Genomic DNA, 23715 nt, shown 5'->3' on the forward strand with positions numbered 1-23715 from the left:
TCGCGCACGATAATCGTGCACAACATCCGGATTTGTTTCTCTTTTGTTCACCTTTCTGCTGTCAAGTTCCCTGACAGCTCGATAAGGTCTCGACATGAAAGAAGCGATTCGCATCATTGGAATTGATCCCGGCCTGCGGCGGACCGGATGGGGCATGATCGAGACGCTCGGCAATTCCCTGCGCTTTGTTGCCTCGGGTACAATCCTTTCCGATGCCAAGCTGGATCTCGCATCGCGCCTTTGCCAGCTGCATGACGGGCTTGCCGGAATCATTCACGGCCAGATGCCCCACGAGGCGGCTGTCGAACACACCTTCGTCAACAAGGACGCCACGGCGACGCTGAAACTCGGACAGGCGCGCGGTATTGCTTTGCTTGTTCCGGCGCTGGCCGGATTGCCCGTTGCCGAATATGCTCCCAATGCGGTCAAGAAAGCAGTGATCGGGGTCGGGCATGGTGAAAAGAAACAGATTCACATGATGGTGAGAGTGCTTATGCCCAAGGCCACGTTCGATACGGACGATGCCGCGGACGCACTGGCCGTTGCCATCTGTCATGCGCACCACCGGCAAAGTGCCATCGGCCGTATTGCCATCGAACGTAAACTGGCGGCACAGCTATGATCGGAAAGTTGAAGGGTACCGTCGACGAAATTGCCGAGGATCATGTGATCCTCGATGTGCATGGTGTCGGCTATGTTGCCTATTGTTCAGCGCGGACGCTGTCGAACATGCCCGGACCGGGTGAAGCGGCTGTGCTCCTCATCGAAACGTATGTGCGGGAAGACCTGATCCGGCTCTTCGGGTTCGGTACGGCGCTGGAACGCGAATGGTTCCGTCTGCTGCAGAGCGTGCAGGGCATCGGTGCCAAGGTTGCCCTCAGTGTTCTTGGGGTCCTGTCCCCCTCCGATCTGGCCAATGCCATTGCCCTGCGTGATATCGCCATGGTCAGCCGGGCGCCGGGTGTCGGCAAGAAGGTGGCCGAGCGCATCGTCATCGAGCTCAAGAACAAGGCACCTGCCTTTGCGGGTGAGGCCATGGGCACTATTGGCCTCAAACAGGAACTGGGTGAGGGCGTGGCCCCGGCGCCGGTTACCGACGCCGTATCGGCCCTGACGAACCTCGGCTATTCCCGCGATCAGGCCGCCAATGCCATCGCCGCCGCTTTGCGCGATGCGGGTGAAGATGCCGATTCCGCCAAACTGATCCGGCTTGGTCTGAAGGAACTTTCCCGGTGATACGGTTGCCTGATACAGCACACTGTGCGAGGACATCCGCATGAGTGATGTCAGCCGATTGATAACCCCCGACAAGCGTGGCGAAGACGCGGATACGTCACTGCGTCCGCAGACGCTGAACGATTTCGTCGGGCAGGCAGCGGCTCGCGCCAATCTGAAAGTCTTCATCGAAGCCGCCAAGTCGCGCGGCGAGGCGCTGGATCACGTGCTTTTTGTTGGGCCGCCCGGTCTCGGCAAGACAACGTTGGCGCAGATCATGGCCAAGGAGCTGGGCGTCAATTTCCGCTCCACCTCAGGGCCTGTTATTGCCAAGGCGGGCGATCTGGCCGCGCTTTTGACCAATCTCGAAGAAAACGATGTTCTCTTCATCGATGAAATCCATCGTCTCAATCCGGCGGTGGAGGAAATTCTCTATCCGGCCATGGAAGATTATCAGCTCGATCTGATCATCGGCGAGGGACCTGCAGCACGCTCGGTCAAGATCGATCTTGCCAAGTTCACGCTGGTGGCGGCGACGACGCGTCTCGGGCTGCTGACAACGCCATTGCGTGACCGTTTTGGCATTCCCGTCCGCCTCAATTTCTACACGGTGGAGGAGCTTGAGCATATCGTCCGGCGTGGCGCGCGCATCATGGGCATTGGCGTGACCGATGACGGCGCGCTCGAAGTCGCACGGCGCGCCCGTGGTACGCCGCGTATCGCCGGACGGCTTTTGCGCCGGGTACGGGATTTCGCCATTGTCGATGGCAAGGATTCCATTGACCGGCAAACTGCCGATTCGGCGCTTTTGCGGCTTGAGGTGGATGCGCTCGGGCTCGATCAGCTTGATCGGCGCTACCTTGCGATGATTGCGCATAATTTCGGCGGCGGACCAGTGGGTATCGAGACGATCGCTGCCGGACTTTCCGAGCCGCGCGATGCGATCGAGGACATTATCGAACCCTACCTGATCCAGCAGGGCTTTATCCAGCGCACGCCGCGCGGACGCATGCTGACGGCCAATGCCTGGAAACATCTCGGTCTCACCGCGCCAGCCGAAATCACCCAGCAGCAGGTCAGCCTGTTTCAGGATGATCAGGAATAGGACTGCATTACCACGAACCACGCTAATGCCAGTGCTTTAGGGTGGAGTCAGACCCAGCCCTTTGAGGATAACCGGGTCCAGCTGGCGTTTGTCATCATCAAGGGTAATGCCGAAGGCGCCGCCCCATGACCAGACTGACCATGCGAAGCCGCGCTTTTCCGCTGCTTGCGTCATGTCCTTGAGATAGGCAGCGCGCCACGCGGATGGCATGCGGAACTGTTTCCGGTATTCCTGCCGGATCATCCCGAATTCACCGAGATAGATGCGCTCCGGCGGTATGCCGTGCGCTTTGCCCCAGCTTCCAGCCTTCTGAAACGGCTCCTCCAGCTTCTCGCGGGCCTGCACAGCGTTCTTAACCCCGCCAGCCATACTGTCGAGCCCTGCGAGAAATGCGGATTTCCGATCTTCGGGCGTATTCTGCGCAATGGTCTTGCGAATGGCCGCCAATCGTTCGGCAAGGGCCTTTTCCCCCAGGAGATCCGGCGGGTAGGGCAGACCTTCGACGTAGCCCATCACGTCGCCCGTCCAGTCGGCGCCCTGATGCGTCAGGAAATAGGGCTCGTAGGTGTGGAATGTCCATATGATATTGTCATCGCCAAAGTCTGACGGGTTGATTTTGTCGAGGCCCCAGGCGCTGGACCAGCAGCCGCCTGACAGCACCAGGGTATGTGCGGGAGCTGCCCGGCGGGCGGATGTATAAAGACGTTTCAGCATGGGCGGCCAGCGCGGCACCGCTCCCGGATCGCAGTCGATGACGGGTTCGTTCAGCGCCTCAAAGGCTGTCGTGGCGGGATCGGTGGCGGCGAGGGCCTTGCCGACGCGCTCGACCATCAGGAGATACCGGTCAAACAGAGCCCTATCCGCAATCACCTGCTTGGTGCCGATCTTGCGGGAGTCACTTGGGATCAGGTGAAAATCCACAATCACCTTCAACCCTGCCTTGTGTAGAAGGTCGATGGCGGCGAGTGTCTCCGCGATCAACCTGCTTATGCGCGCCTCCGATGCGTCCTCCAGAAAGATCGCCGGATCAACTGGCATGCGGACAAAGTCAAAACCTGCTTTGCGGATATCGGCGAGAGTGCCTGTTGTCATGCCTTTTCGCCATTCCGGAAAATTCGCCAGAACCGCTTCGTCGTCCCAATGTTCGGGACCCGGCCAGGTGGTCCAGATATCGAGATTGAGGCCGCGCTTCATGGTGAATGTTGCGGCTGGGACATTTGCAGTGAGCAGCAGAAAGCAGGCGAAGCAAAGGAAGACGCGTATGGCGGGCAAGCTCTGTTTCCTTCACAACCCAAGGTAATGGCTCTGGACAAAATGCCTGTCGTGCCTGCAAAAGGAAAGGATCATGAGTGAAAACAATCTTTCTGTTTCGTCTGCCGGCGGTCTTGCCGGTGAGTTGACGCCCTTCGGTCATCGTCTGCTGGCCCGGGTTTATTATGCCGACACGGATTTCTCGGGGATCGTCTATCACGGGCGCTATCTGGAGTTTCTGGAGCGCGGCCGTACCGACTATCTGCGTTTGCTCGGGGTTCATCATTCGGAACTCGCCGACGGCAAGCATGGCGAGAGCATCGTCTGGGTGGTGCGGCGCATGGAAATCGATTTCAAGGGCGCGGCTCGCATTGACGACGTGCTGACAATCGAAACCCGCACTGCCGAGATATCCGGCGCCCGGGTCAGGATGGCGCAGATCATCAAGCGGGGCGAGGATCTTCTGATTTCAGCCACTGTCGAAGCCGCGCTGATCAACAGCGCAGGGCGCCCGCGCAGGTTCCCGGCGGAATGGATCAAGCTTTTTCAACCTGAATCCTGATGCGAGGGCGTTTAAATGACGCACTGGCACTGAATCATAACTGATCCTTAACCATAACAAACCATGAATAAGGCACTGAAACGGGGCGTTTCGCGTTAACGCCTTCGTTTTACCAAAATTAACCGTGAGAAGCCGCGGTATGAATACTGGAAAATGTCCGGTCTCAGAACGTGGCTCTCGGAATGTAGTCAGCAAGTATGGATGCCGGTCAGGCGTTCGGCCGAGTTCCAAAGAAATAAATTGGCGCGTGGCCGTATTGCCGAACCATTTATACTTCGGCGGACCATGCACGGGTACAAGAGACGATTGCAGCCCGGTTGAAATACCGGGTTTTCGGATTCGAGGGTAGTGGATATGGAAAATTTAGCGGTTGCTGTTCAGACATCAGACGTCTCCCTGTGGGGACTGTTCTGGCAGGCCGGATTTATCGTCAAGCTCGTCATGATCGGCCTTCTTGGTGCTTCTATCTGGACCTGGGCAATTATCATCGACAAGGTGCTCGGATATGGCCGCGCCAAGCGGGCTTTTGACCGTTTCGAACAGATATTCTGGTCCGGCCAGTCCCTGGAAGAGCTTTACCGCAACCTTGGGGACAAGCGCACCACCGGCATGGGCTCGATTTTCATCGCCGCGATGCGCGAATGGAAAAAGTCCTTTGAGAAGGGCGCGCGTTCTCCCATCGCCCTGCAGATGCGCATCGACAAGGCCATGGATGTGGCTCTGTCACGCGAAAGTGATATCCTTGCCGCCCGTCTCGGCTTTCTGGCAACCATCGGTTCCGCCGGACCCTTTATCGGCCTGTTTGGGACGGTCATCGGTATCATGACCTCGTTCATGGGTATCGCCGGCTCCAAGTCTACCAGCCTCGCGGTCGTCGCGCCCGGTATCGCCGAAGCGCTTCTGGCGACGGCCATTGGTCTGGTTGCCGCTATTCCTGCGGTTATTGCCTACAACAAACTGTCAAGCGATGCAGGCAAACTGACTGCACGTATGGAAAGCTTTGCGGACGAATTCTCCGCCATACTCTCGCGGCAAATCGATGAGAAGCTGGCGCCGCGTTCTTAAGCAACTGATTTTAAAAGTGCGGGATTGAATGCCATGGGCATGTCGATGGGTAACAAGGGTTCAGGTGGACGCGGCCGCCGCGGTCGTGCCAGCAAGGCGTTGATGAGTGAAATCAACGTGACGCCGCTGGTCGACGTCATGCTCGTGCTCCTGATCATTTTCATGGTGACTGCGCCGATGATGACGGTGGGCGTGCCCATCGATATGCCGGAAACGCAGGCCAAGGCGCTGAACAGCGAAACCAACCCTATCTATGTAACGATCAACCAGAAGGGTCAGGTATTCCTGCAGGAAACCGAGATTCCGATCGAGGAAATCGTTCCGAAACTCCAGGCCATCGCCAAAACCGGCTATGAGGAACGCATCTTCGTCAAGGGCGACAAGGCGGCTGACTACGGCACGATCATGAAGGTCATGGCGCGTATCTCCGGTTCCGGATTCAAGAACATTGGCCTCGTCAGTCTTCCGGAAGGCAGCTGATCGGTCATGAGGACAAGCGTTACATCCTCCGCCATTATCCACGCCGTTCTACTCGGCTGGGGGCTGTTGAGCTTTTCGTCGCCGAAACCGATGGATCTGGCCAATTCTGAATCGCTGCCGATCGAGATTATCTCCGATACGAGCCAGTTGCAGAAGGGCGATACAAAGGCCCCGAAAGCCGAAAAGGCCACACCGAAGCCGACCGAGAAGCCGCAGACGAAGCAGGATGCGCAGATCATTGGCGATGCGGAGACGGATGTCGAAACCAAGCCTATTCCCACGACCAAGCCAAAGGTCGTAGAAGCGGCCGAGGCACCCAAGCAATCCGATGTGCCTGCTGTCAAGCCGGACCCCAAGCCGGAATTGCAACCGGAAACAAAACCGGTCCCGGTCCTGGCAACGGAAATCGCACCTCAAGCCAAGCCAAAGCAGGATGTCGCGCCTGATCCGATCACGGCTGCGATCAACGATTCAAAACCTGCCCCCACGCCTGATGCTCCAAAGGCAGAGCCGACCCCGCAGGCCGAAAAGCCCGCCGAGGAAGCTTTCAAGCTGCCTGAAAATGTAGCAAAGCCTGAGGACAAGCCAAAGCCAGCACAGGCCCAGACTGCGACGACACCCGAGCGCAAGGAAGTTAAGGAAACGCCGAAGCCGACGAAAACCGCTCCGACTCCTTCCAAGGAGAAGAACGGAATCGCTGATCAGGTTGCAGACTTGCTCAATCGTGAGAAAGCTTCCGGCGGTGGCGCAAAGCGTTCAACGGATCAGGCTTCTCTCGGTGCGACCAAATCCACTGGTGGTTCAAAACTGAGTAATAGTGAGATTGAACAAGTCCGTGCCCTCATACAAGGCAATTGGAATAAACCGGTAGGGGCACAGGATTATCCTGACATGATCGTTAGGGTGCAGTTTCGTCTCAACCAAGACGGTAGTATTGACGGTGCGCCCGAGGTTTCGGGAAGTGGCGGCGATCCAACTCTTTTGAGAACTGCAATTGAAGGGGCACGTCGCGCCGTATTGAAATCGCTTCCCTTCAATTTGCCTCAGGATAAGTACCAAGATTGGGCGAAGAACGATTACACATTCCACCCAGGTGCAGAAGATTAAAAAAGCAATTGGCCAGCAACAAAAGGGCCCCGAACTGATGAACAAAATGATCCGGACAGTTTTTTCAGCTTTTGCTGTGATTATAGCGATCGCAGCGATAACTACCGTGCCCGCTCGCGCGGACCTGAAACTCGATTTCAGCAAGGGCAATGTCGAGCCTATGCCGATAGCCATCACGGATTTCCTTTCCGGAGATCAGCTTGGTACTAACATCTCGGGCGTCATCGCTGCTGATCTGGAGCGCTCCGGTCTGTTTGCGCCCATCGACAAGGGCGCGTTCATCGAAAAGATTTCCAATCCGGATGCAGCGCCGCGGTTTGAAGACTGGAAGGTCATCAATGCACAGGCTCTGGTCACGGGGCGCGTCACCAAGCAGCCGGACGGCAGGCTCAAGGCCGAGTTCCGCCTTTGGGATACATTTGCCGGACAGCAGCTTGACGGACAGCAGTTCTTCACTTCGCCGGACAGCTGGCGCCGCGTCGCACACATCATTGCCGATGCCATCTATCAACGCCTGACAGGTGAAAAGGGTTACTTCGATACGCGCGTCGTTTTCGTTGATGAATCCGGCACGCGCGAAAAACGCATCAAGCGTCTTGCGATCATGGATCAGGATGGTGCCAATGTGCGCTATCTGACCAATGGCAAGGATCTCGTCCTGACGCCGCGCTTTTCGCCAAGCCGTCAGGAAATCACCTATATGTCATTCGAGGGCAACAAGCCGCAGGTCTATCTGCTGCAGCTCGAAACCGGGCAGCGGGAGCTGGTCGGCAATTTCCCCGGCATGACGATCGCGCCGCGCTTTTCCTCCGATGGCCAGAAAGTTGCCATGAGCCTTTTGCAGGATGACGGCAGCGCGAATATCTACACCATGGACGTGCGCAGCCGCACGACCACACGCCTGACCAGCACGAGCGCCATCGATACCGGTGCGTCCTATTCACCTGATAATGGGCAGGTTGTGTTTGAATCCGACCGCGGCGGCCGTCCGCAGATCTACAAGATGGGTGCCGATGGCTCGAACCCGCAGCGCATCTCCTTCGGCGACGGTTCCTACTCCACGCCGGTCTGGTCACCGCGCGGCGATCTCATCGCCTTCACCAAACAGTCGGGTGGTCAGTTCTCCATCGGTGTCATGAAAACAGACGGCTCGGGTGAACGTATCCTGACCAGCGGCTATCACGACGAAGGCCCGACCTGGGCACCGAACGGCCGCGTCCTGATGTTCTACCGCTTCCCTCCCGGATCCAACAGCCCGCATCTGTTTACGGTTGATCTGACCGGGCGCAACCTGCGCCAGATCCAGACACCCAATCTGGCATCCGATCCAGCCTGGTCCCCGCTGCTTGAGTAAGCCGGTCCCGCTTTATTGCTGAATGATATCCATTCGCGGCGATGTTATTCGGGCATTTGATGGTATTTACCGCCGAATGCCCAGACATCGCCGCGAATGTCGTTTTTCCGCCGCATTGTTTGCATTAAGGATGCAGGTCATTCTCAGATTTCGCTGTTAATCCTGGTGTTAAGAGTGGATTAACCCTGTTTCTTGAACTGGCCTTAACCTCGATATGGTTACTGCTTGTTCACCGAAACAATTCAATTCCTAAGGAGTCCAGGCTATGCGCCGCTTCGAAATGATCGCCCGCAGTCCAGTTGTCGTCGCCCTCTTCATGGCTCTCGCTATTGCGGGCTGCGCGAAGAAACCCATCAATAGTGCCGGTGATCTTGGCCTTAACGGCGCTGGCAGTGCCCGCCCAGGCTCCACACAGGATTTCACGGTAAACGTTGGCGATCGTATTTTCTTCGACGTCGACTCCTCCGTTATCCGTGCCGACGCCCAGCAGACCCTCTCCAAGCAGGCTCAGTGGCTGCAGCGTTATCCTAACTACGCGATCACTGTTGAAGGTCATGCGGATGAACGCGGCACACGCGAATACAATCTGGCGCTCGGCCAGCGCCGCGCCGCAGCGGCCCGCAACTTCCTTGCTTCGCGTGGCCTTCCGGCTTCCCGTATCAAGACAATCTCCTATGGTAACGAACGCCCGGTTGCTGTTTGCGACGCAGACTCCTGCTGGTCCCAGAACCGCCGTGCCGTTACTGTTCTCGGCGGCGCCGGCAGCTAAGCCTTTCGTTCCGAATTGCACTTTGGAAAAGCGGCCTTCGGGCCGCTTTTTTTGTCTCACCCGCGATCACAACAAAATTTGGCCGAAGTCGCGTTGCTCGTGTTAGATAGGTTCGCCGTAAATCATTGCGGTGTTTAAATTCCCATATCAGGGGCGGTAAAGGAATGAACAAACGACTGAAAAGAATGGTTGTGGCTCTGGCGGTCTTGCCTTTTCTGGCGACCGGCGCAGCCCATGCCTCGAACTTTGACGGTAACTTTTTCCCGTCTGCGCCGAAGGCGAATATTGGAGCGGCGGATGCGCCGGTCCAGATGGCACAGGCAGGCGATCCGCGTGTCAGCCAGCTTGAAGAGCAGATCAGGCAACTGACGGGCAAGATCGAAGACCTGAATTTCCAGTTGCTGCAAATGCAGGAGCAGATGCGCAAGGTGCAGGAAGATAACGAGTTCCGTTTTCAGGAGCTGGAAAAGAAGGGTGGCGGCGGCAAGAAAACGGATGCCGGTGGCAAGGGCGACCGTACAGTTGCCGATGCCGCGCCGTCGCGGACAACGGGGGAGGCATCACCAGATGCCTCCGCTTATCCCTCGGCGCCGTCGCAGACATCCCCGTCCGACAGCACCGATTCCGCTGCTATTGATCCCCAGGCCAATGCTCCCACGACCGCGCAGCCAGGCGAACCGCCGCGCGAGCTTGGGCAGATCGAGTTTGACGCCAATGGCAACGTAATCGGTGGGACAAAGAACGAAAGTCCAGCTCCGGCGGCTCCCAACCCAAACCTTGCTTCGCTGCCACAGACGGACGATCCGAATGCGCTGTACAGGCAGGCCTATCAATTGTTTCTTTCGGGAGACTACCGCAACGCCGAGGCAGCTTTCCGCAGCCATATAGACCGGTTTCCGAAGGACCCCTCCAGCCCTGATGCCCGCTACTGGCTCGGTGAATCACTTTATGGGCAGGAGCGGTATCAGGAGGCGGCCTCTGTCTTCATCGATAACCACAAGCAATTTCCCGATTCCAAGAAGAGCCCCGAAAATCTTCTCAAACTTGGCATGACATTGGCGAAGATGCAGGATCATGATGTTGCATGCGCGACGTTCGCCACCGTGAGCACGCGTTATCCCAGTCTCTCAGCCGCGCTCAAAGAGCGCGTGAAGAATGAACGTGCCGCCAACAAATGCTGATAGTCGCTTTGATCCGGAAGAGATTTTCGGTGCGATCGATTTTGACGGGCTGACGACGGTTGTCGCCGCCGTTTCCGGCGGAAGCGATTCCCTCGCCCTGCTTTTCCTTCTCGATGATCTGCGCAGAGCGAGAGCGTCCTTCCCCCATATCGTCGCCGTGACAATTGATCACGAGTTGCGGCCGGAATCGGCTGACGAAGCATTGTATGTGGCCGATCTGTGCAGGGCGGCTGGCCTGACACATCGGGTTTTACGATGGACTGGGCCGAAGCCCGCATCCGGTATCTCTGCCAAGGCGCGGAATGTACGCTATGCGCTTTTGTGCAAGGCGGCCAGAGAGGCGGGAACCGACATGGTTTTGACCGGTCACACGCTCGATGATCAGAACGAGACCTTCATGATGCGCTCGGTGCGCGGCGGCGAAAGAGGGCTGGCCGGCATGGCGCCGGTAACTCTTCTGGAACGCGAAACATGGCTCGTCAGGCCGCTGCTTGGTTTAAGGCGCGAGCGGCTGCGCCAGTATCTTCGGGGCAGGCGTATCGAGTGGCGGGACGACCCCTCCAACACAAATCCGAAATACGAGCGGGTGCGGATCAGAGATGCCTTGCAAACACAGGACCGTGACGACATTCAATTGCTTATCGCGGAAAAAGGCCGGAAGCGCCGCGCCCTTAATGGCGAGGCGGCCACGTTTCTGCAAAGCGGCGTCACCATATGCAATGGCATTCGGGCGGACGTGGATGCGGTTGGCTTTCGAAATTGCCCGCATGACGCACAAGGTCTCATCGCCGGGGTTCTCGTGGCGGTGCTGGGCGGGCAATCATTTCTGCCACCGGCAGATGAGTGTGCCAAGGTTGTGCGGCATCTTTGCGGGGCAGATATTTCCGGTCGCATGAGTCTTGGCCGCTGCATCATTCAGCGGGGAAAGAATGGCGCGACAATCTACCGGGAGATGCGGTCGATCCCCGATGTCGTCGTCGCGCCCGACAGTACGCTCATCTGGGATGGTCGCTACCGGATATCGAATGATTCGAATAAACCGGTGCGGATTGTGGCAAGCGGCGAGGAGGGATTGGCCTTCTTAAAACAGGGTGGAACCGAAAATATCCACCGGGCGTCGGTCAAGTCCAGCCCCATGCTGATCTGCGACGACAAGATCGTGGCCGTCCCAGCATTGACGGAACTTGGGCCGAATCTTGGGCCGGATCACGGGAAAGTGCCTGAGGGTTTTGAAGTGACCCGATACGTTGCCCTGTTCGATCATATCCTTTCAGGTTATGATGAAATACTTGCCGCCAGCGTGGCAAAATTATTCGGTTTGCGGGATTACAAGCGATTTTCTGTAAACCAGATTGATAAGAAATGATCTCAGTTTGATTGCCAGCCTTGGCAAGGCCATGCTTCGAACCTATGTTACGTGTAAATTCCGCGTCCTTGCGGTTGTGATTGATGGGACCCGATAATGAATCCTAACTACCGGAACTTCGCACTGTGGGCGATTATCGCTTTGCTTCTGATTGCGTTGTTCAATCTTTTTCAAAGCCCTTCCCAGCGTTCGGCATCCAGTGATGTGCCCTATTCGACGTTCATAACAGACGTGAATAACGGCCGCGTGAAAAACGTGACGATTGCCGGCAATCGTATTACCGGTACCTATGCCGACAATAATACGACATTCCAGACCTATTCGCCCGGCGACACCGGCCTGGTTGGCCGTCTTGAGAGCAAGAATGTGCAGATCGCGGCCCGGCCCGAAACAGATGGCTCGACCTCCATTGTGGGCATGCTGATCAACTGGCTGCCGATGATCCTCATCGTCGGCGTGTGGATTTTCTTCATGCGCCAGATGCAGGGCGGTTCCCGTGGTGCCATGGGCTTTGGCAAATCGAAAGCCAAACTTTTGACCGAGGCGCACGGGCGCGTGACGTTCCAGGATGTTGCGGGCGTCGATGAAGCCAAGGAAGACCTGGAAGAAATCGTCGAGTTTCTGCGCGATGCACAAAAATTCCAGCGGCTAGGCGGACGTATTCCGCGCGGCGTACTGCTCGTTGGCCCGCCCGGTACGGGTAAGACGCTTCTGGCGCGCGCCATCGCTGGCGAAGCCAATGTGCCATTCTTCACGATTTCCGGTTCTGACTTCGTTGAAATGTTCGTCGGCGTCGGTGCGTCGCGTGTTCGTGACATGTTCGAACAGGCGAAGAAGAATGCACCCTGCATCATCTTCATCGACGAAATCGATGCGGTTGGCCGTCATCGTGGCGCCGGTCTTGGCGGCGGCAACGATGAACGCGAGCAGACGCTGAACCAGCTGCTGGTCGAGATGGATGGTTTCGAGGCCAATGAAGGCGTCATCCTGATTGCCGCGACCAACCGTCCTGATGTTCTGGATCCGGCATTGCTGCGTCCAGGCCGTTTCGACCGTCAGGTTGTCGTGCCTAATCCGGATGTGTCCGGTCGTGAGAAGATCCTGAAGGTTCATGCCCGCAATGTACCGCTGGCACCCAATGTCGATCTGAAGATTCTGGCCCGCGGGACCCCCGGCTTTTCCGGTGCTGACCTGATGAACCTTGTCAACGAAGCCGCCCTGATGGCAGCGCGCCGCAACAAGCGCCTCGTCACTATGCTCGAATTCGAAGATGCCAAGGACAAGATCATGATGGGTGCCGAGCGTCGCTCGACAGCCATGACTCAGGCAGAAAAAGAACTGACTGCCTATCATGAAGCCGGACACGCCATCGTCGCCCTCAACGTCGCGGTAGCCGATCCCCTGCACAAGGCAACGATCATTCCGCGTGGCCGTGCGCTCGGTATGGTCATGCAGCTACCCGAAGCTGATCGCTATTCAATGAGCTACAAGTGGATGATTTCCCGTCTGGCAATCATGATGGGTGGCCGTATTGCCGAAGAACTGAAATTCGGCAAGGAAAACATCACATCGGGTGCGTCATCGGATATCGAGCAGGCCACCAAGCTTGCCCGTGCCATGGTGACCCGCTGGGGCTTCTCCGACAAGCTCGGTCAGGTCGCGTATGGCGAGAATCAGGAAGAAGTGTTCCTGGGTCACTCCGTAGCCCGCACGCAGAATGTGTCTGAAGAAACAGCGCAGCTGATCGATGCGGAAGTGCGCAAGCTGATCGACGATGCCTATACGGCTGCCCGCACCATTCTGACGAAGAAGAAGAAGGAATGGATCGCGATTGCCGAAGGCCTGCTTGAATACGAGACGCTGACGGGTGAAGAAATCAAGGCCCTTATGGTCGGTAAAAAGCCGGCCCGCGACCTTGGTGACGATACGCCTCCGTCGCGTGGTTCAGCCGTTCCGAAAGCCGGTTCAGCGAAGAAGCCACGCAAGGGTGACGAACCTGACAAGGGTCTTGAACCACAGCCTCAATCGTAATCGAGGCACTGCAGACCAAGCAACGGCCGGTATTCACCGGCCGTTTTTGCACCAATTGTTCACGGATGGAATGATAGTATAATCGACACATAATTTGTGAGATGCGAAGAGGAAGGTCTTCTGCAATAAGCGTGAAGATCAAGCACAAGCAAAATAGGGCTGAGCTCTGGCGCTGCCAGATGAGTGACGGCCGGTACAGTTTGGATAGACAATATGGCTCGGAAATATTTTGGCACCGATGGTATTCGTGGACAGGCGAATGCCTACCCCATGACGCCGGATATCGCGATGAAAGTCGGCATGGCCGTCGGTCTCGCCTTCAAACGCGGCCACCATCGCAACCGGGTTGTGATTGGCAAGGATACCCGGCTTTCCGGCTATATGATCGAGAATGCACTGGTCGCGGGTTTCACCTCTACCGGCATGGACGTGTTCCTGCTCGGTCCCATTCCCACACCCGCCGTGGCGATGCTTTGCCGGTCGCTGCGTGCCGATATCGGCGTGATGATTTCAGCCTCGCACAACCCATACCACGATAATGGTATCAAGCTTTTCGGCCCGGATGGCTTCAAGCTGTCCGATGAGATCGAACTTGAGATCGAACGTCTCATGGACGAGGATCTGTCTGGCCGGTTGTCCAGTTTTGAAGCGCTGGGCCGGGCCAAGCGTGTCGATGGTGATATTTATCGCTATATCGAGTTTGCCAAGCGGACGATGCCGAAAAACATATCGCTCTCCGGCTTGAGGATCGTCGTGGATTGCGCCAATGGTGCCGCCTACAAGGTCGCGCCCGCTGCCCTTTGGGAGCTTGGCGCCGATGTCGTGACCATCAATGACAAACCGAACGGCACCAATATCAATGAAGATTGTGGATCGACCCATCCTTTGAGCCTGATCAAGAAGGTGCATGAAGTCAGAGCAGATATCGGTATTGCCCTCGATGGTGACGCGGATCGTGTTCTCATCGTTGACGAAAAAGGGTCGATCATCGATGGCGATCAGCTCATGGCGGTGATTGCACAGTCGTGGCAGGAATCAGACCGGCTTGTCGGCGGCGGTGTTGTCGCCACCGTGATGTCCAATCTCGGCTTTGAACGTTTTCTCGGCGATCGTGGCCTGACACTGGCACGCACCAACGTCGGTGATCGCTATGTGGTTGAACATATGCGCAATCACGGCTTCAATATTGGCGGCGAGCAGTCGGGGCATATTGTCATTTCGGATTTCTCGACGACCGGCGACGGTCTCGTTTCGGCCCTGCAGATTCTGGCCGTGGTTCAGGAGGAGGGGAAACCCGTCAGCGAGGTTTGCCGCAAGTTTGAGCCGGTGCCCCAGGTCCTCAAGAATATCCGTACGACAGGCGGCAAGCCGCTTGAGGACAAGAAGGTGAAGTCGGCGATTGATGATGCCCGCGACCGGCTTGGCAAATCGGGACGTCTGGTTATCCGCCCATCCGGCACGGAGCCTCTGATCCGGGTTATGGCTGAAGGTGACGACAGCCAATTGGTCGACACGGTTGTGAATGACATCATTTCGGTGATTTCGTCGGTCAAATCAGCCGCCTGATTGTCAGCAATATCTGTGAAAATCAATGGGCCCCGGTGGGGTCCATTTGCATTTATGCAACGATGGCAGCCCGTTTGGTTTCCGTTAACCTTAATGAGTATGGTGAACAAACACGGTTAAGCGGGATTTAACTTTTTCCCCTCATATTGCCCTCTAGAACCTTAGTAGCAGTCGCTGCGTTTCGATTTTGGGCCTGATGAGGGATATGAAAATGGGCATTTTCAATAAATATGCTGCGATGGGTGCAGCTCTACTGTGCCTGGGGGCAATCCCGGCCCAAGCCGCGGATCTTGTGGAAGCACCTGTCGTGGAAGTCCAGCAGTTCGGCGGATGGTACCTGCGCGGCGATATCGGCATGAGCAATCAGCGCCTTGGCAAACTCGATTATTTCGATTTTGCCAATGCGGAGCAGCATGGCTTCCTGGATAAAGGTGATTTCGACTCCGGCATTACGGGTCAGATCGGTATTGGTTACCAGTTCAATGATTGGCTCCGCGCTGATGTGACAGGCCAGTATCGCGGCAAGACCGAGTTCAGCGCCCTTGATTTCTACTCGAATCCATCACTCGGTCAGTATGGAACGAATGAATATCACGCCAAGAAATCCGAATGGCTGTTCCTGGCCAATGCCTATGCTGATCTTGGCACTTTCAGTGGCATAACACCCTATGTCGGTGCCGGTATCGGCGCATCGCGCAACACGATCTCCAACTTCACCGACGACAATGTGCTCAACAATGGCGGCGGTTATGCCGGTTCGGCATCAAAATGGAATCTTGCCTGGGCACTGCATGCCGGCGTCGGCATCAAGGCTACCGACCGCATGACCATCGATCTCGGTTACAGTTATGTTGATCTCGGTGACGCTGAAACAGGCGCTGCCTACAATCTGAATGGCTCGACACGCAATCAGCCGTTCAAATTCAAGGACATTACATCGCATGATTTCAAGGTTGGCGTGCGTTACGCTTTCTAATTGAAACGACTTGGTTTTTCCAACGGCAGGAGCATCACTCCTGCCGTTTTAGTTTGAGCCTCGGCTGGCAGCAGGCGGTAAATTTAATGTCGCACTCAAACATATTTCTTGACTGTGAACGACATTTCTCCTAGTTCCCGGAATGGGCCACCTCTCCCCAACGAGAGGCGTGCTATCTGTGAGGATAGGAGAAAACATGACGACGCTTTTAAAGCCGGCGCAGCGCCCGGCTAACCCTAATTTTTCATCAGGTCCCTGTGCAAAACGTCCCGGATGGTCGCTTCAAGCGCTTTCCGACGCCCCGCTTGGCCGCTCGCATCGCGCGAAGGTCGGCAAGACAAAGCTGAAACAGGCGATCGATCTTACCCGCGAAATCCTGCAAGTTCCCGCCGACTACCGCATCGGCATTGTTCCGGCGTCCGATACGGGCGCCGTCGAGATGGCCCTGTGGTCACTGCTCGGCGAACGCGGCGTCGACATGGTTGCCTGGGAAAGCTTTGGTGCCGGCTGGATCACGGATGTGGTCAAACAGCTGAAGCTGGATGATGCCCGCGTCATCGAAGCCGGTTACGGTGAACTTCCCGATCTTTCGAAAGTGGATTTCGACCGCGATGTCGTCTTCACCTGGAACGGCACCACCTCGGGCGTGCGTGTGCCCAATGGTGATTTCATTCCGGCAGACCGTAAGGGTTTGACCATCTGCGATGCCACATCGGCAGCTTTTGCGCAGCGTCTCGATTTTGACAAGCTCGATGTGGTCACCTTCTCCTGGCAGAAAGTGCTCGGCGGCGAGGGCGCACACGGCATGTTGATCCTCAGCCCACGTGCTGTCGAACGGCTTGAAACCTACAAGCCTGCGTGGCCGCTGCCGAAGATTTTCCGCCTGACATCCGGCGGCAAGCTTATCGAAGGCATTTTCTCCGGCGAGACGATCAACACGCCGTCGATGCTCTGCGTCGAAGACTATCTCGATGCATTGAACTGGGCGCAGTCGCTTGGCGGTCTTGACGGGCTGGTTGGCCGTGCCGACAGGAATTTTGCTGCACTCGATGCCTTCGTCGAGCGCACGCCATGGATCGCCAATCTGGCAAAGGTTCCGGCAACCCGGTCCAATACCTCCGTGTGCCTGACGATTGTCGATCCCGAGATTACGGCCCTCGACAAGGAAGCACAGGCCAATTTCGCCAAGAACCTTGTTGCGGTTCTGGAGAAGGAAGGCGTTGCCTATGACATCGGCGCTTATCGCGATGCTCCATCGGGGCTTCGCATCTGGGCAGGTGCAACGGTCGAAACCTCTGATCTCGAAGCGCTGACGCTCTGGCTTGATTGGGCATTCCAGTCGCAAAAGGCCGCGCTGAAACAGGCTGCCTGATTCTTTGGCTTGATGTGACCGCATCCGGTGCGGTCACCCCCACTCAAATTTTTACTGATTCAACGATGGAGGCCATGATGGCACCGCGCGTACTCGTATCTGATAAACTTTCCCCGACAGCCGTTCAGATCTTCAAGGATCGTGGCGTTGAAGTCGATTATTTGCCTGATCTCGGCAAGGACAAGGAAAAGCTGGCCGAAGTGATCGGTCAGTATGATGGTCTCGCTATCCGCTCGGCCACCAAGGTCACGGAAAAGCTGATCGCCGCTGCGACCAATCTGAAGGTCATCGGCCGCGCCGGTATCGGCGTCGATAATGTTGATATTCCCGCAGCATCCCGCCGCGGTATCATCGTCATGAACACGCCTTTCGGTAATTCCATCACGACGGCCGAACATGCGGTCGCACTGATGTTTGCGGTTGCACGCGAACTGCCGGAAGCCGATGCCTCCACCCGCGCAGGCAAGTGGGAAAAGAACCGCTTCATGGGTGTCGAAATCACCGGCAAGACGCTGGGTGTCATCGGCTGCGGTAATATCGGCTCGATCGTTGCCACGCGCGGTGTCGGCCTCAAGATGCATGTGATCGCGTTCGATCCGTTCCTGTCGGAAGGCCGGGCCGAGGAGCTCGGTGTTGAAAAGGTCGAGCTTGACGAGTTGCTGGCGCGGGCCGATTTCATCAGTCTGCATACGCCGATGACCGACAAGACACGCGGTATCATCAACGCGGAAACCATCGCCAAGATGAAGGACGGCGTGCGTATCATCAATTGCGCCCGCGGCGGTCTGATTGTGGAGAAAGATCTGGTTGCAGGTCTCAAGTCCGGCAAGGTTGCCGGTGCCGGTATCGATGTCTTCGAAGTCGAGCCTGCAACCGAGAACGAGCTGTTCGGCCTGCCGAATGTCGTCTGCACGCCGCATCTTGGTGCGTCGACAAGCGAAGCGCAGGAAAACGTCGCGCTGCAGGTTGCCGAGCAGATGGCCGACTACCTGATCAAGGGAGCGGTCTCCAATGCGATCAATATGCCGTCGATCACAGCGGAGGAAGCACCGCGCCTCAAGCCCTTCGTCAAGCTGGCAGAAGTGCTGGGCGCCTTTGTCGGTCAGGTCACCGACGAGCCGATCGAGGAAGTGGAAGTGCTGTTTGACGGCTCCACCGCGGGGATGAATACAAGGGCGCTCGTCAGCGCGGCTTTGGCCGGCCTGATCCGTCCGCAGGTAGCGGACGTGAACATGGTTTCGGCGCCTGTTATGGTGAAGGAGCGCGGCATCGTCCTCTCCGAGGTGCGCCGTGACAAATCGGGTGTGTTCGACGGCTATATCAAGCTGACGGTCAAATCCGCTTCGCTGACCCGGTCCATTGCGGGCACGTGCTTCTCGGACGGCAAGCCGCGCTTCATCCAGATCAAAGGCATCAATCTCGATGCCGAGGTTGGTCAGCATATGCTCTACACGACCAATAATGACACGCCCGGCATGATCGGCATGCTCGGTACGATCTGCGGCCAGAATGGCGTGAATATCGCCAACTTCTCGCTGGGCCGTGACAATCCGGGCGGCAATGCCATCGCGATGCTCTATCTCGATGAGCGGATTCCGGACCATGTTCTGGAAGAACTGCGTGTCAACAAGGCAATTGTTTCGGCTAAACCGCTGGAATTTGACATCGGCTGATTGTACGGATGTCGCATGTCGACATCCCAAACACACACACTGAACTGGCGTTTGATGGAAGCGGGAGATCTCGCTTCCATTATCGCTATGGCGGCCATCATCCATACGGATTTCTACGAGGATGATGCGATCTATCTGGAACGCATGCGCCTCTATGGCAAAGGCTGCTTTGTCCTGGAAGGCGAGGGCGGTAAACTCTTTGGCTATGCGATCACGCATCCATGGCAGCTTTTCACCACGCCAGCGCTGAACAGCCTGCTCGAACACATACCCGATCATCCGACAACCTATTATCTGCATGACATCGCGCTGTTGCCGGCATCGCGTGGCAGCGGTGCGGCGGCGCGCATTGTTTCGATCCTTGCCGATCAGGCGCGATCCGAAGGGCTGGAAGTCATGTCATTGGTGTCGGTCAACAACTCTGTCGGCTTCTGGCAGAAACAGGGTTTCGAGGTTGTGCACCGGCCCGAACTCGATGCAAAGCTCAAATCCTACTCGGACGATGCCTGTTTCATGCTGCGCAAGCTTGCGTAATCAAACAGCAGCGTGCTTTCGCCCGCTGACTTCAGCGATGCCGATACCGCCGAGAACAAGTACCAATGCGATGGCGTGGTAAAGATGAAATGCCTCGCCAAGCAGGATCACGGCCAGCAACGTGCCGAAGATCGGAACCGCATTGATAAACAATCCCGCACGGTTGGCGCCGATGTATTCGACACCTTTGATAAACAGAACCTGCGCGGCGAGTGAAGGCAGTATAGCCGTATAAAGCACAATCATGATGCCGGTGAAATCTGGCGCGATCATTGCTCCGTCTTGCCATTCCCATAGAGTGAACGGTATGGCCGTCAGGAAAGCAAAGAATGTCATGACTGTCATAAGGCTTTGCCAGTGAATCGCCGGACGAAAACGCAGGGCCACCGTGTATCCGCTGTAAAGCAGGACGGCGAGAAGCATCAGCGCGTCGCCCTCGTTGACCTGAAGTTCTGCCAGTTTGAGAAAGCTGCCATGGCCTGCGGTTAAAGCCACGCCGACAAGTGACAGGCTAAAGCCGAATATCTGGCCGGGACGTACTGCCATGCCGAACAGCACGAGATTGGCAACGAAGATCACCATGGGCATGCCTGCCTGTTCGATGGTGACGTTGATCGCGGACGTGTAATTCAGCGCGCTGTAGAGGGCCATGTTGAAGAAGGTGAAACCAAACGCGCCCAAGGCAGCAAGGAGAGGAAGATGCGGCCGCAGGCTCTTCCAGTCACGCCTGATCTGATTACCGCTTATCACCGCGATAAGAAGAAACGCTACGAGCCAGCGAAGCAGGGTCAAAAGCATTGGCGATATATGTCCCACTGCAAGTTTGCCCGCCACGGCATTGCCACCCCATAGAAGTGCTGTCACGAGCAGAAAAATATATGCGGTGCGATTCATGGTGGGCTGCTGCTTATACTGGCTGTTGAACTGTGGCTTCCCCGCCAGAACAATAGGTTTATTCGTTTAATAATGGCAAATTCGCCACGCTTCAGCCGAAAGAATTGTCGCGCTTTTATGAACCAGCCTGTATAGAAGCACCGCATTTAGCAAAAAATGCATGACGAGGTTATGACTCGAGGAGTTTTGAATGGCAAATGTTGTGGTGATCGGTTCCCAGTGGGGTGACGAGGGCAAGGGCAAGATTGTCGATTGGCTTTCCGAACGGGCCGATATCATTGTGCGCTTTCAGGGCGGGCACAATGCCGGCCATACACTGGTTGTTGATGGTGTCACCTACAAGTTGTCCCTCTTGCCATCAGGTGTGGTTCGCAAGGGCAAGCTCTCGATCATCGGAAACGGTGTTGTTTTCGATCCGCATGCGTTCATTGCCGAAAAGAAAAAGCTCGAAGCGCAGGGTGTTGTCATCACGCCTGAAACACTGAAGATCGCCGAAAATACAACGCTCATCCTCTCGATCCACGGTGAACTTGATCGCCGCCGCGAAGCCTCCAATTCCGGTACCAAAATCGGCACGACGGGTCGTGGTATCGGCCCTGCATACGAGGACAAGGTCGGCCGCCGCGCCATCCACGTGCTTGATCTTGCTGAGCCCGATACGCTTCCGGCAAAGATCGAGCGATTGCTTGCCCATCACAATCCGCTGCGCCGCGGCCTCGGCATCGAAGAAGTTGATGCTGGGAAGCTGCTGAACGAGCTGCTTGAGGCGGCTCCGCACATTACCCCTTTCATGGACCGCGTCTGGTATGTTCTTGACCAGAAGAAGCGCGCAGGCGAGCGCATCCTGTTTGAAGGCGCGCAGGGCACATTGCTCGATATCGACCACGGCACCTATCCGTTCGTCACATCCTCCAACACCGTCGCAGGTCAGGCATCGGCAGGATCGGGTATCGGACCTGGCTCGCTGCATTATGTTCTCGGCATCACCAAGGCCTATACGACCCGCGTGGGCGAAGGCCCGTTCCCGACCGAACAGCAGAATGAAGTTGGCGAATTTCTCGGGCAGCGCGGCCATGAATTCGGTGTCGTCACCGGGCGCAAGCGGCGTTGCGGCTGGTTTGACGCGGTTCTCGTGCGTCAGGCCGTTGCCAACAATGGCATCAGCGGCATTGCGCTGACCAAGCTTGATGTTCTCGACGGCTTGGATGAGATCAAGGTCTGCACCAGCTACGAACTGGATGGTGAGATCATCGATTACCTGCCAGCGAGCCAAGGCGCGCAGGCCCGCGTCAAGCCGATCTACGAGACGCTTGAAGGCTGGAAAGAGACAACAGCCGGCGCGCGCAGCTGGAGCGAACTGCCTGCACAGGCGGTAAAATATGCCCGTTATCTGGAAGAACTGATCGGTGCGCCGATCGCGTTGCTTTCGACCAGCCCGGAACGTGACGATACAATACTTGTTACTGACCCGTTTCATGATTAGAGTCGCAAACAGGTTTCGAGGTTAATCTCACAACAAAACCATAGGTTTGGGTGAATGGCAGATTTCGTTGCAGTATTGAGAAAGACAATTGACGGGCTCGCGGATCCAACGCCGGAGCTCCGCCAACGTGTGTATGCAAAAGCTCGCGCAACGATTGAGCAGAAGCTTGCGACGCTGAATGCGCCGGAAGCCGTGGCCGTTCGCCAGAAGCAGTCATTGGAAGATGCGATCGTCGAGGTTGAATCTGATTTTGCACATGCTGTGGAAGATCCGAAGCCCGTAGAAGAGCCGATTCCCGTTGCGCCACCTGTCCCTGTTCCGGCGCCACCTGTGGTTGCAGCACCGGTGGTTGCGAAGCCTGAACCGGCTCCGGAAGCACCAAAGCCGGTGGCAACCGTTACACCGCCGGTGGTTCCTGCGCCGTCGTTTACAAAGCCGATTGCACAGTCTGACGCGCTTGAAGATTTCCTGACTACTCATAATTCGACGGGTGCCAAGCCCATCGAACCCAAGGAAGAGAGCTTTCGCGATGAACGTCCGCTTGCCGGATCGTTTTCGTCCGGTGCTCTGAAATCGGGTCTCGGGCCGGAAGAGGAGTTCGACGACGAGCCGGAACTGACACCGGATGACCGCCGTCCGAACGATTACGGCGTTTACACGCGTGGCCCGTTGAAGCAGCCAAAGCAGAAGCGGTCACTTGTGCCTTTGCTCGGTTTGGCTGGCTTGCTTGTCATTATAGCGGGCGGTGCCTATGCAGGCTGGACCTACAAGGATCAGATTGCGGCACGGGCCGGGTCGGTAAAGACCTATCTGGCAAGCCTTACCAGCAGTGGCGACAAAGCGCCTGCGAAACCGGCCGAGACAGCCAGCAATCAGCCCGCGACGCCGCCCGCAAAGACAGAGCAGCCAGCGCCAGCTGCACAGCCGGCACCGGCTACCCCTGCCGCATCAGACCCCAAGTCCGAACCGAAGCTGACTCAGCGTCTGTTGCCGGACGGTCAGGAAATCAATCCAGGCCCTGCCAACGATACACCATCACTGGGTGAAGGCACATCGGTTGCTGCATCGACACCGGACCAGCAGCCAGCCCAGCCGCCAGCGGCACAGGGACAGCAACCTGCAGCGCCGGCTGGCCAGACCCAGCCGCCGGCTGCATTGCCGATCGGCCAGAAGGCGTTCTTCTATGAGGAGCGCTCCGGTCAGGATGCCGGTACGGCTGATGCGGGCGGCGTTGTCTGGTCCGTCGTACAGGAATCACCGGGCAATGATCTGCCGCCGGAACCGGCAATTCGCGCCGAGGTGACAATTCCTGATCGCGGTATCAAGTTACGCATGGTCATCCGTCGCAACGGTGACAAGACCCTGCCGGCAAGCCATCTCGTTGAAATGATCTTCACGGTGCCGGATGGTTTCCCCGGCGGGTCGATTGACACCGTGTCGCGCATGACGCTGAAGGACACCGAACAGGCTCCGGGTAGTCCGCTTGTCGGCATTCCGGCCAAGATCGCCGACAATTTCTTCATCATTGCGATGAATGATGCCAAGACTGCGGTCGACACGAATATGTCGCTGCTGCGCCGTCAGTCATGGATCGATATTCCCATAGCCTACAAGACCGGCCGTCGTGCGCTTCTGACCCTTGAAAAGGGCCTGCCAGGCGAGAAAACATTCGACGATGTCCTGAAAGCATGGGCGGCGAAGGCTGGCGGCTGATAGCCGATCATCCGGTCG

At 56.9% G+C, this 23715-nt stretch carries 21 protein-coding genes; 19 read left to right on the forward strand and 2 right to left on the reverse strand.

Annotation, left to right across the window (positions count from 1 at the left end; translation table 11 throughout):
* Positions 1–94 precede the first annotated feature (94 nt).
* The 3 genes from ruvC to ruvB are packed head-to-tail and all read left to right on the forward strand — an operon-like array spanning position 95 to position 2320.
* Positions 95–622, forward strand: coding sequence for a crossover junction endodeoxyribonuclease RuvC (gene ruvC, locus FHW16_RS09450; RefSeq protein ID WP_182548809.1), 528 nt, complete (start codon positions 95–97; stop codon positions 620–622).
* On the forward strand, positions 619–1236 hold the full coding sequence (ruvA, locus tag FHW16_RS09455; protein WP_182548811.1) for a Holliday junction branch migration protein RuvA: 618 nt from the start codon (positions 619–621) through the stop codon (positions 1234–1236). Before ruvC ends, ruvA begins: the two co-directional genes overlap by 4 nt.
* Positions 1237–1276: 40 nt before the next feature.
* On the forward strand, positions 1277–2320 hold the full coding sequence (gene ruvB, locus FHW16_RS09460; RefSeq protein WP_182548812.1) for a Holliday junction branch migration DNA helicase RuvB: 1044 nt from the start codon (positions 1277–1279) through the stop codon (positions 2318–2320).
* A gap of 36 nt (positions 2321–2356) precedes the next feature.
* On the opposite strand, the gene FHW16_RS09465 is transcribed toward ruvB, so the two are convergent.
* Positions 2357–3592 (reverse strand): glycoside hydrolase family 5 protein, encoded by a 1236-nt coding sequence (locus FHW16_RS09465; protein ID WP_182548813.1) that lies wholly within the window; start codon positions 3590–3592, stop codon positions 2357–2359.
* Between the two features lie 73 nt (positions 3593–3665).
* Between FHW16_RS09465 and ybgC the strand changes: the two genes are divergently transcribed.
* From ybgC to FHW16_RS09535, 14 genes are all read left to right on the forward strand, one after another.
* Positions 3666–4133: a tol-pal system-associated acyl-CoA thioesterase gene (gene ybgC / locus FHW16_RS09470; protein WP_182548814.1), complete on the forward strand. Its 468-nt coding sequence runs from the start codon at positions 3666–3668 to the stop codon at positions 4131–4133.
* 354 nt (positions 4134–4487) lie between these two features.
* Positions 4488–5198 carry a protein TolQ gene (gene tolQ / locus FHW16_RS09475; RefSeq protein ID WP_182548815.1) on the forward strand — a complete coding sequence of 237 codons (711 nt, stop codon included), beginning with the start codon at positions 4488–4490 and terminating at the stop codon, positions 5196–5198.
* A 33-nt stretch (positions 5199–5231) separates the two neighbouring features.
* Positions 5232–5678, forward strand: a complete 447-nt coding sequence (gene tolR, locus FHW16_RS09480) for a protein TolR (RefSeq protein WP_182548817.1) — start codon at positions 5232–5234, stop codon at positions 5676–5678.
* 6 nt (positions 5679–5684) lie between these two features.
* Positions 5685–6785: a cell envelope integrity protein TolA gene (locus FHW16_RS09485; protein WP_182548819.1), complete on the forward strand. Its 1101-nt coding sequence runs from the start codon at positions 5685–5687 to the stop codon at positions 6783–6785.
* A gap of 46 nt (positions 6786–6831) precedes the next feature.
* The gene (gene tolB / locus FHW16_RS09490; RefSeq protein ID WP_432651997.1) at positions 6832–8139 is read left to right on the forward strand and encodes a Tol-Pal system beta propeller repeat protein TolB; all 1308 of its coding nucleotides are present in this window, start codon (positions 6832–6834) and stop codon (positions 8137–8139) included.
* 265 nt (positions 8140–8404) lie between these two features.
* A complete protein-coding gene (pal, locus tag FHW16_RS09495; RefSeq protein ID WP_091879876.1) occupies positions 8405–8908 on the forward strand; it encodes a peptidoglycan-associated lipoprotein Pal in 504 nt (167 codons plus the stop codon).
* A 164-nt stretch (positions 8909–9072) separates the two neighbouring features.
* Positions 9073–10089, forward strand: a complete 1017-nt coding sequence (gene ybgF, locus FHW16_RS09500) for a tol-pal system protein YbgF (RefSeq protein ID WP_182548823.1) — start codon at positions 9073–9075, stop codon at positions 10087–10089.
* Entirely contained in the window at positions 10064–11455 is a 1392-nt protein-coding gene (gene tilS, locus FHW16_RS09505; RefSeq protein ID WP_182548827.1) for a tRNA lysidine(34) synthetase TilS, read from the forward strand. The genes ybgF and tilS overlap by 26 nt, the downstream gene beginning before the upstream one ends.
* A 96-nt stretch (positions 11456–11551) precedes the next feature.
* A complete protein-coding gene (ftsH, locus tag FHW16_RS09510) occupies positions 11552–13486 on the forward strand; it encodes an ATP-dependent zinc metalloprotease FtsH (protein ID WP_182548829.1) in 1935 nt (644 codons plus the stop codon).
* A gap of 213 nt (positions 13487–13699) precedes the next feature.
* On the forward strand, positions 13700–15052 hold the full coding sequence (gene glmM, locus FHW16_RS09515; RefSeq protein WP_182548830.1) for a phosphoglucosamine mutase: 1353 nt from the start codon (positions 13700–13702) through the stop codon (positions 15050–15052).
* A gap of 211 nt (positions 15053–15263) precedes the next feature.
* A complete protein-coding gene (locus FHW16_RS09520) occupies positions 15264–16028 on the forward strand; it encodes an outer membrane protein (protein ID WP_182548832.1) in 765 nt (254 codons plus the stop codon).
* A 196-nt stretch (positions 16029–16224) separates the two neighbouring features.
* Entirely contained in the window at positions 16225–17400 is a 1176-nt protein-coding gene (locus FHW16_RS09525; RefSeq protein ID WP_182548834.1) for a phosphoserine transaminase, read from the forward strand.
* A 77-nt stretch (positions 17401–17477) separates the two neighbouring features.
* Complete coding sequence (gene serA, locus FHW16_RS09530) at positions 17478–19073, forward strand: phosphoglycerate dehydrogenase (protein WP_182548835.1); 1596 nt, start codon at positions 17478–17480, stop codon at positions 19071–19073.
* A gap of 15 nt (positions 19074–19088) precedes the next feature.
* Positions 19089–19607, forward strand: a complete 519-nt coding sequence (locus FHW16_RS09535) for a GNAT family N-acetyltransferase (protein WP_246711643.1) — start codon at positions 19089–19091, stop codon at positions 19605–19607.
* Here FHW16_RS09535 and FHW16_RS09540 read toward each other — a convergent pair whose 3' ends face one another.
* Positions 19608–20501 (reverse strand): DMT family transporter, encoded by an 894-nt coding sequence (locus FHW16_RS09540; RefSeq protein WP_182548836.1) that lies wholly within the window; start codon positions 20499–20501, stop codon positions 19608–19610. It abuts the gene before it with no gap.
* 190 nt (positions 20502–20691) lie between these two features.
* Here FHW16_RS09540 and FHW16_RS09545 point away from each other — a divergent pair, with 190 nt between their 5' ends.
* Positions 20692–21984, forward strand: a complete 1293-nt coding sequence (locus FHW16_RS09545; protein ID WP_182548837.1) for an adenylosuccinate synthase — start codon at positions 20692–20694, stop codon at positions 21982–21984.
* A 54-nt stretch (positions 21985–22038) separates the two neighbouring features.
* Positions 22039–23697 carry a hypothetical protein gene (locus tag FHW16_RS29205; RefSeq protein ID WP_182548838.1) on the forward strand — a complete coding sequence of 553 codons (1659 nt, stop codon included), beginning with the start codon at positions 22039–22041 and terminating at the stop codon, positions 23695–23697.
* The last annotated feature ends 18 nt before the right edge of the window (positions 23698–23715 follow it).

It is taken from the genome of Phyllobacterium myrsinacearum (assembly GCF_014138285.1).
GTDB classification, from domain to species: Bacteria; Pseudomonadota; Alphaproteobacteria; order Rhizobiales; family Rhizobiaceae; genus Phyllobacterium; species Phyllobacterium myrsinacearum_A.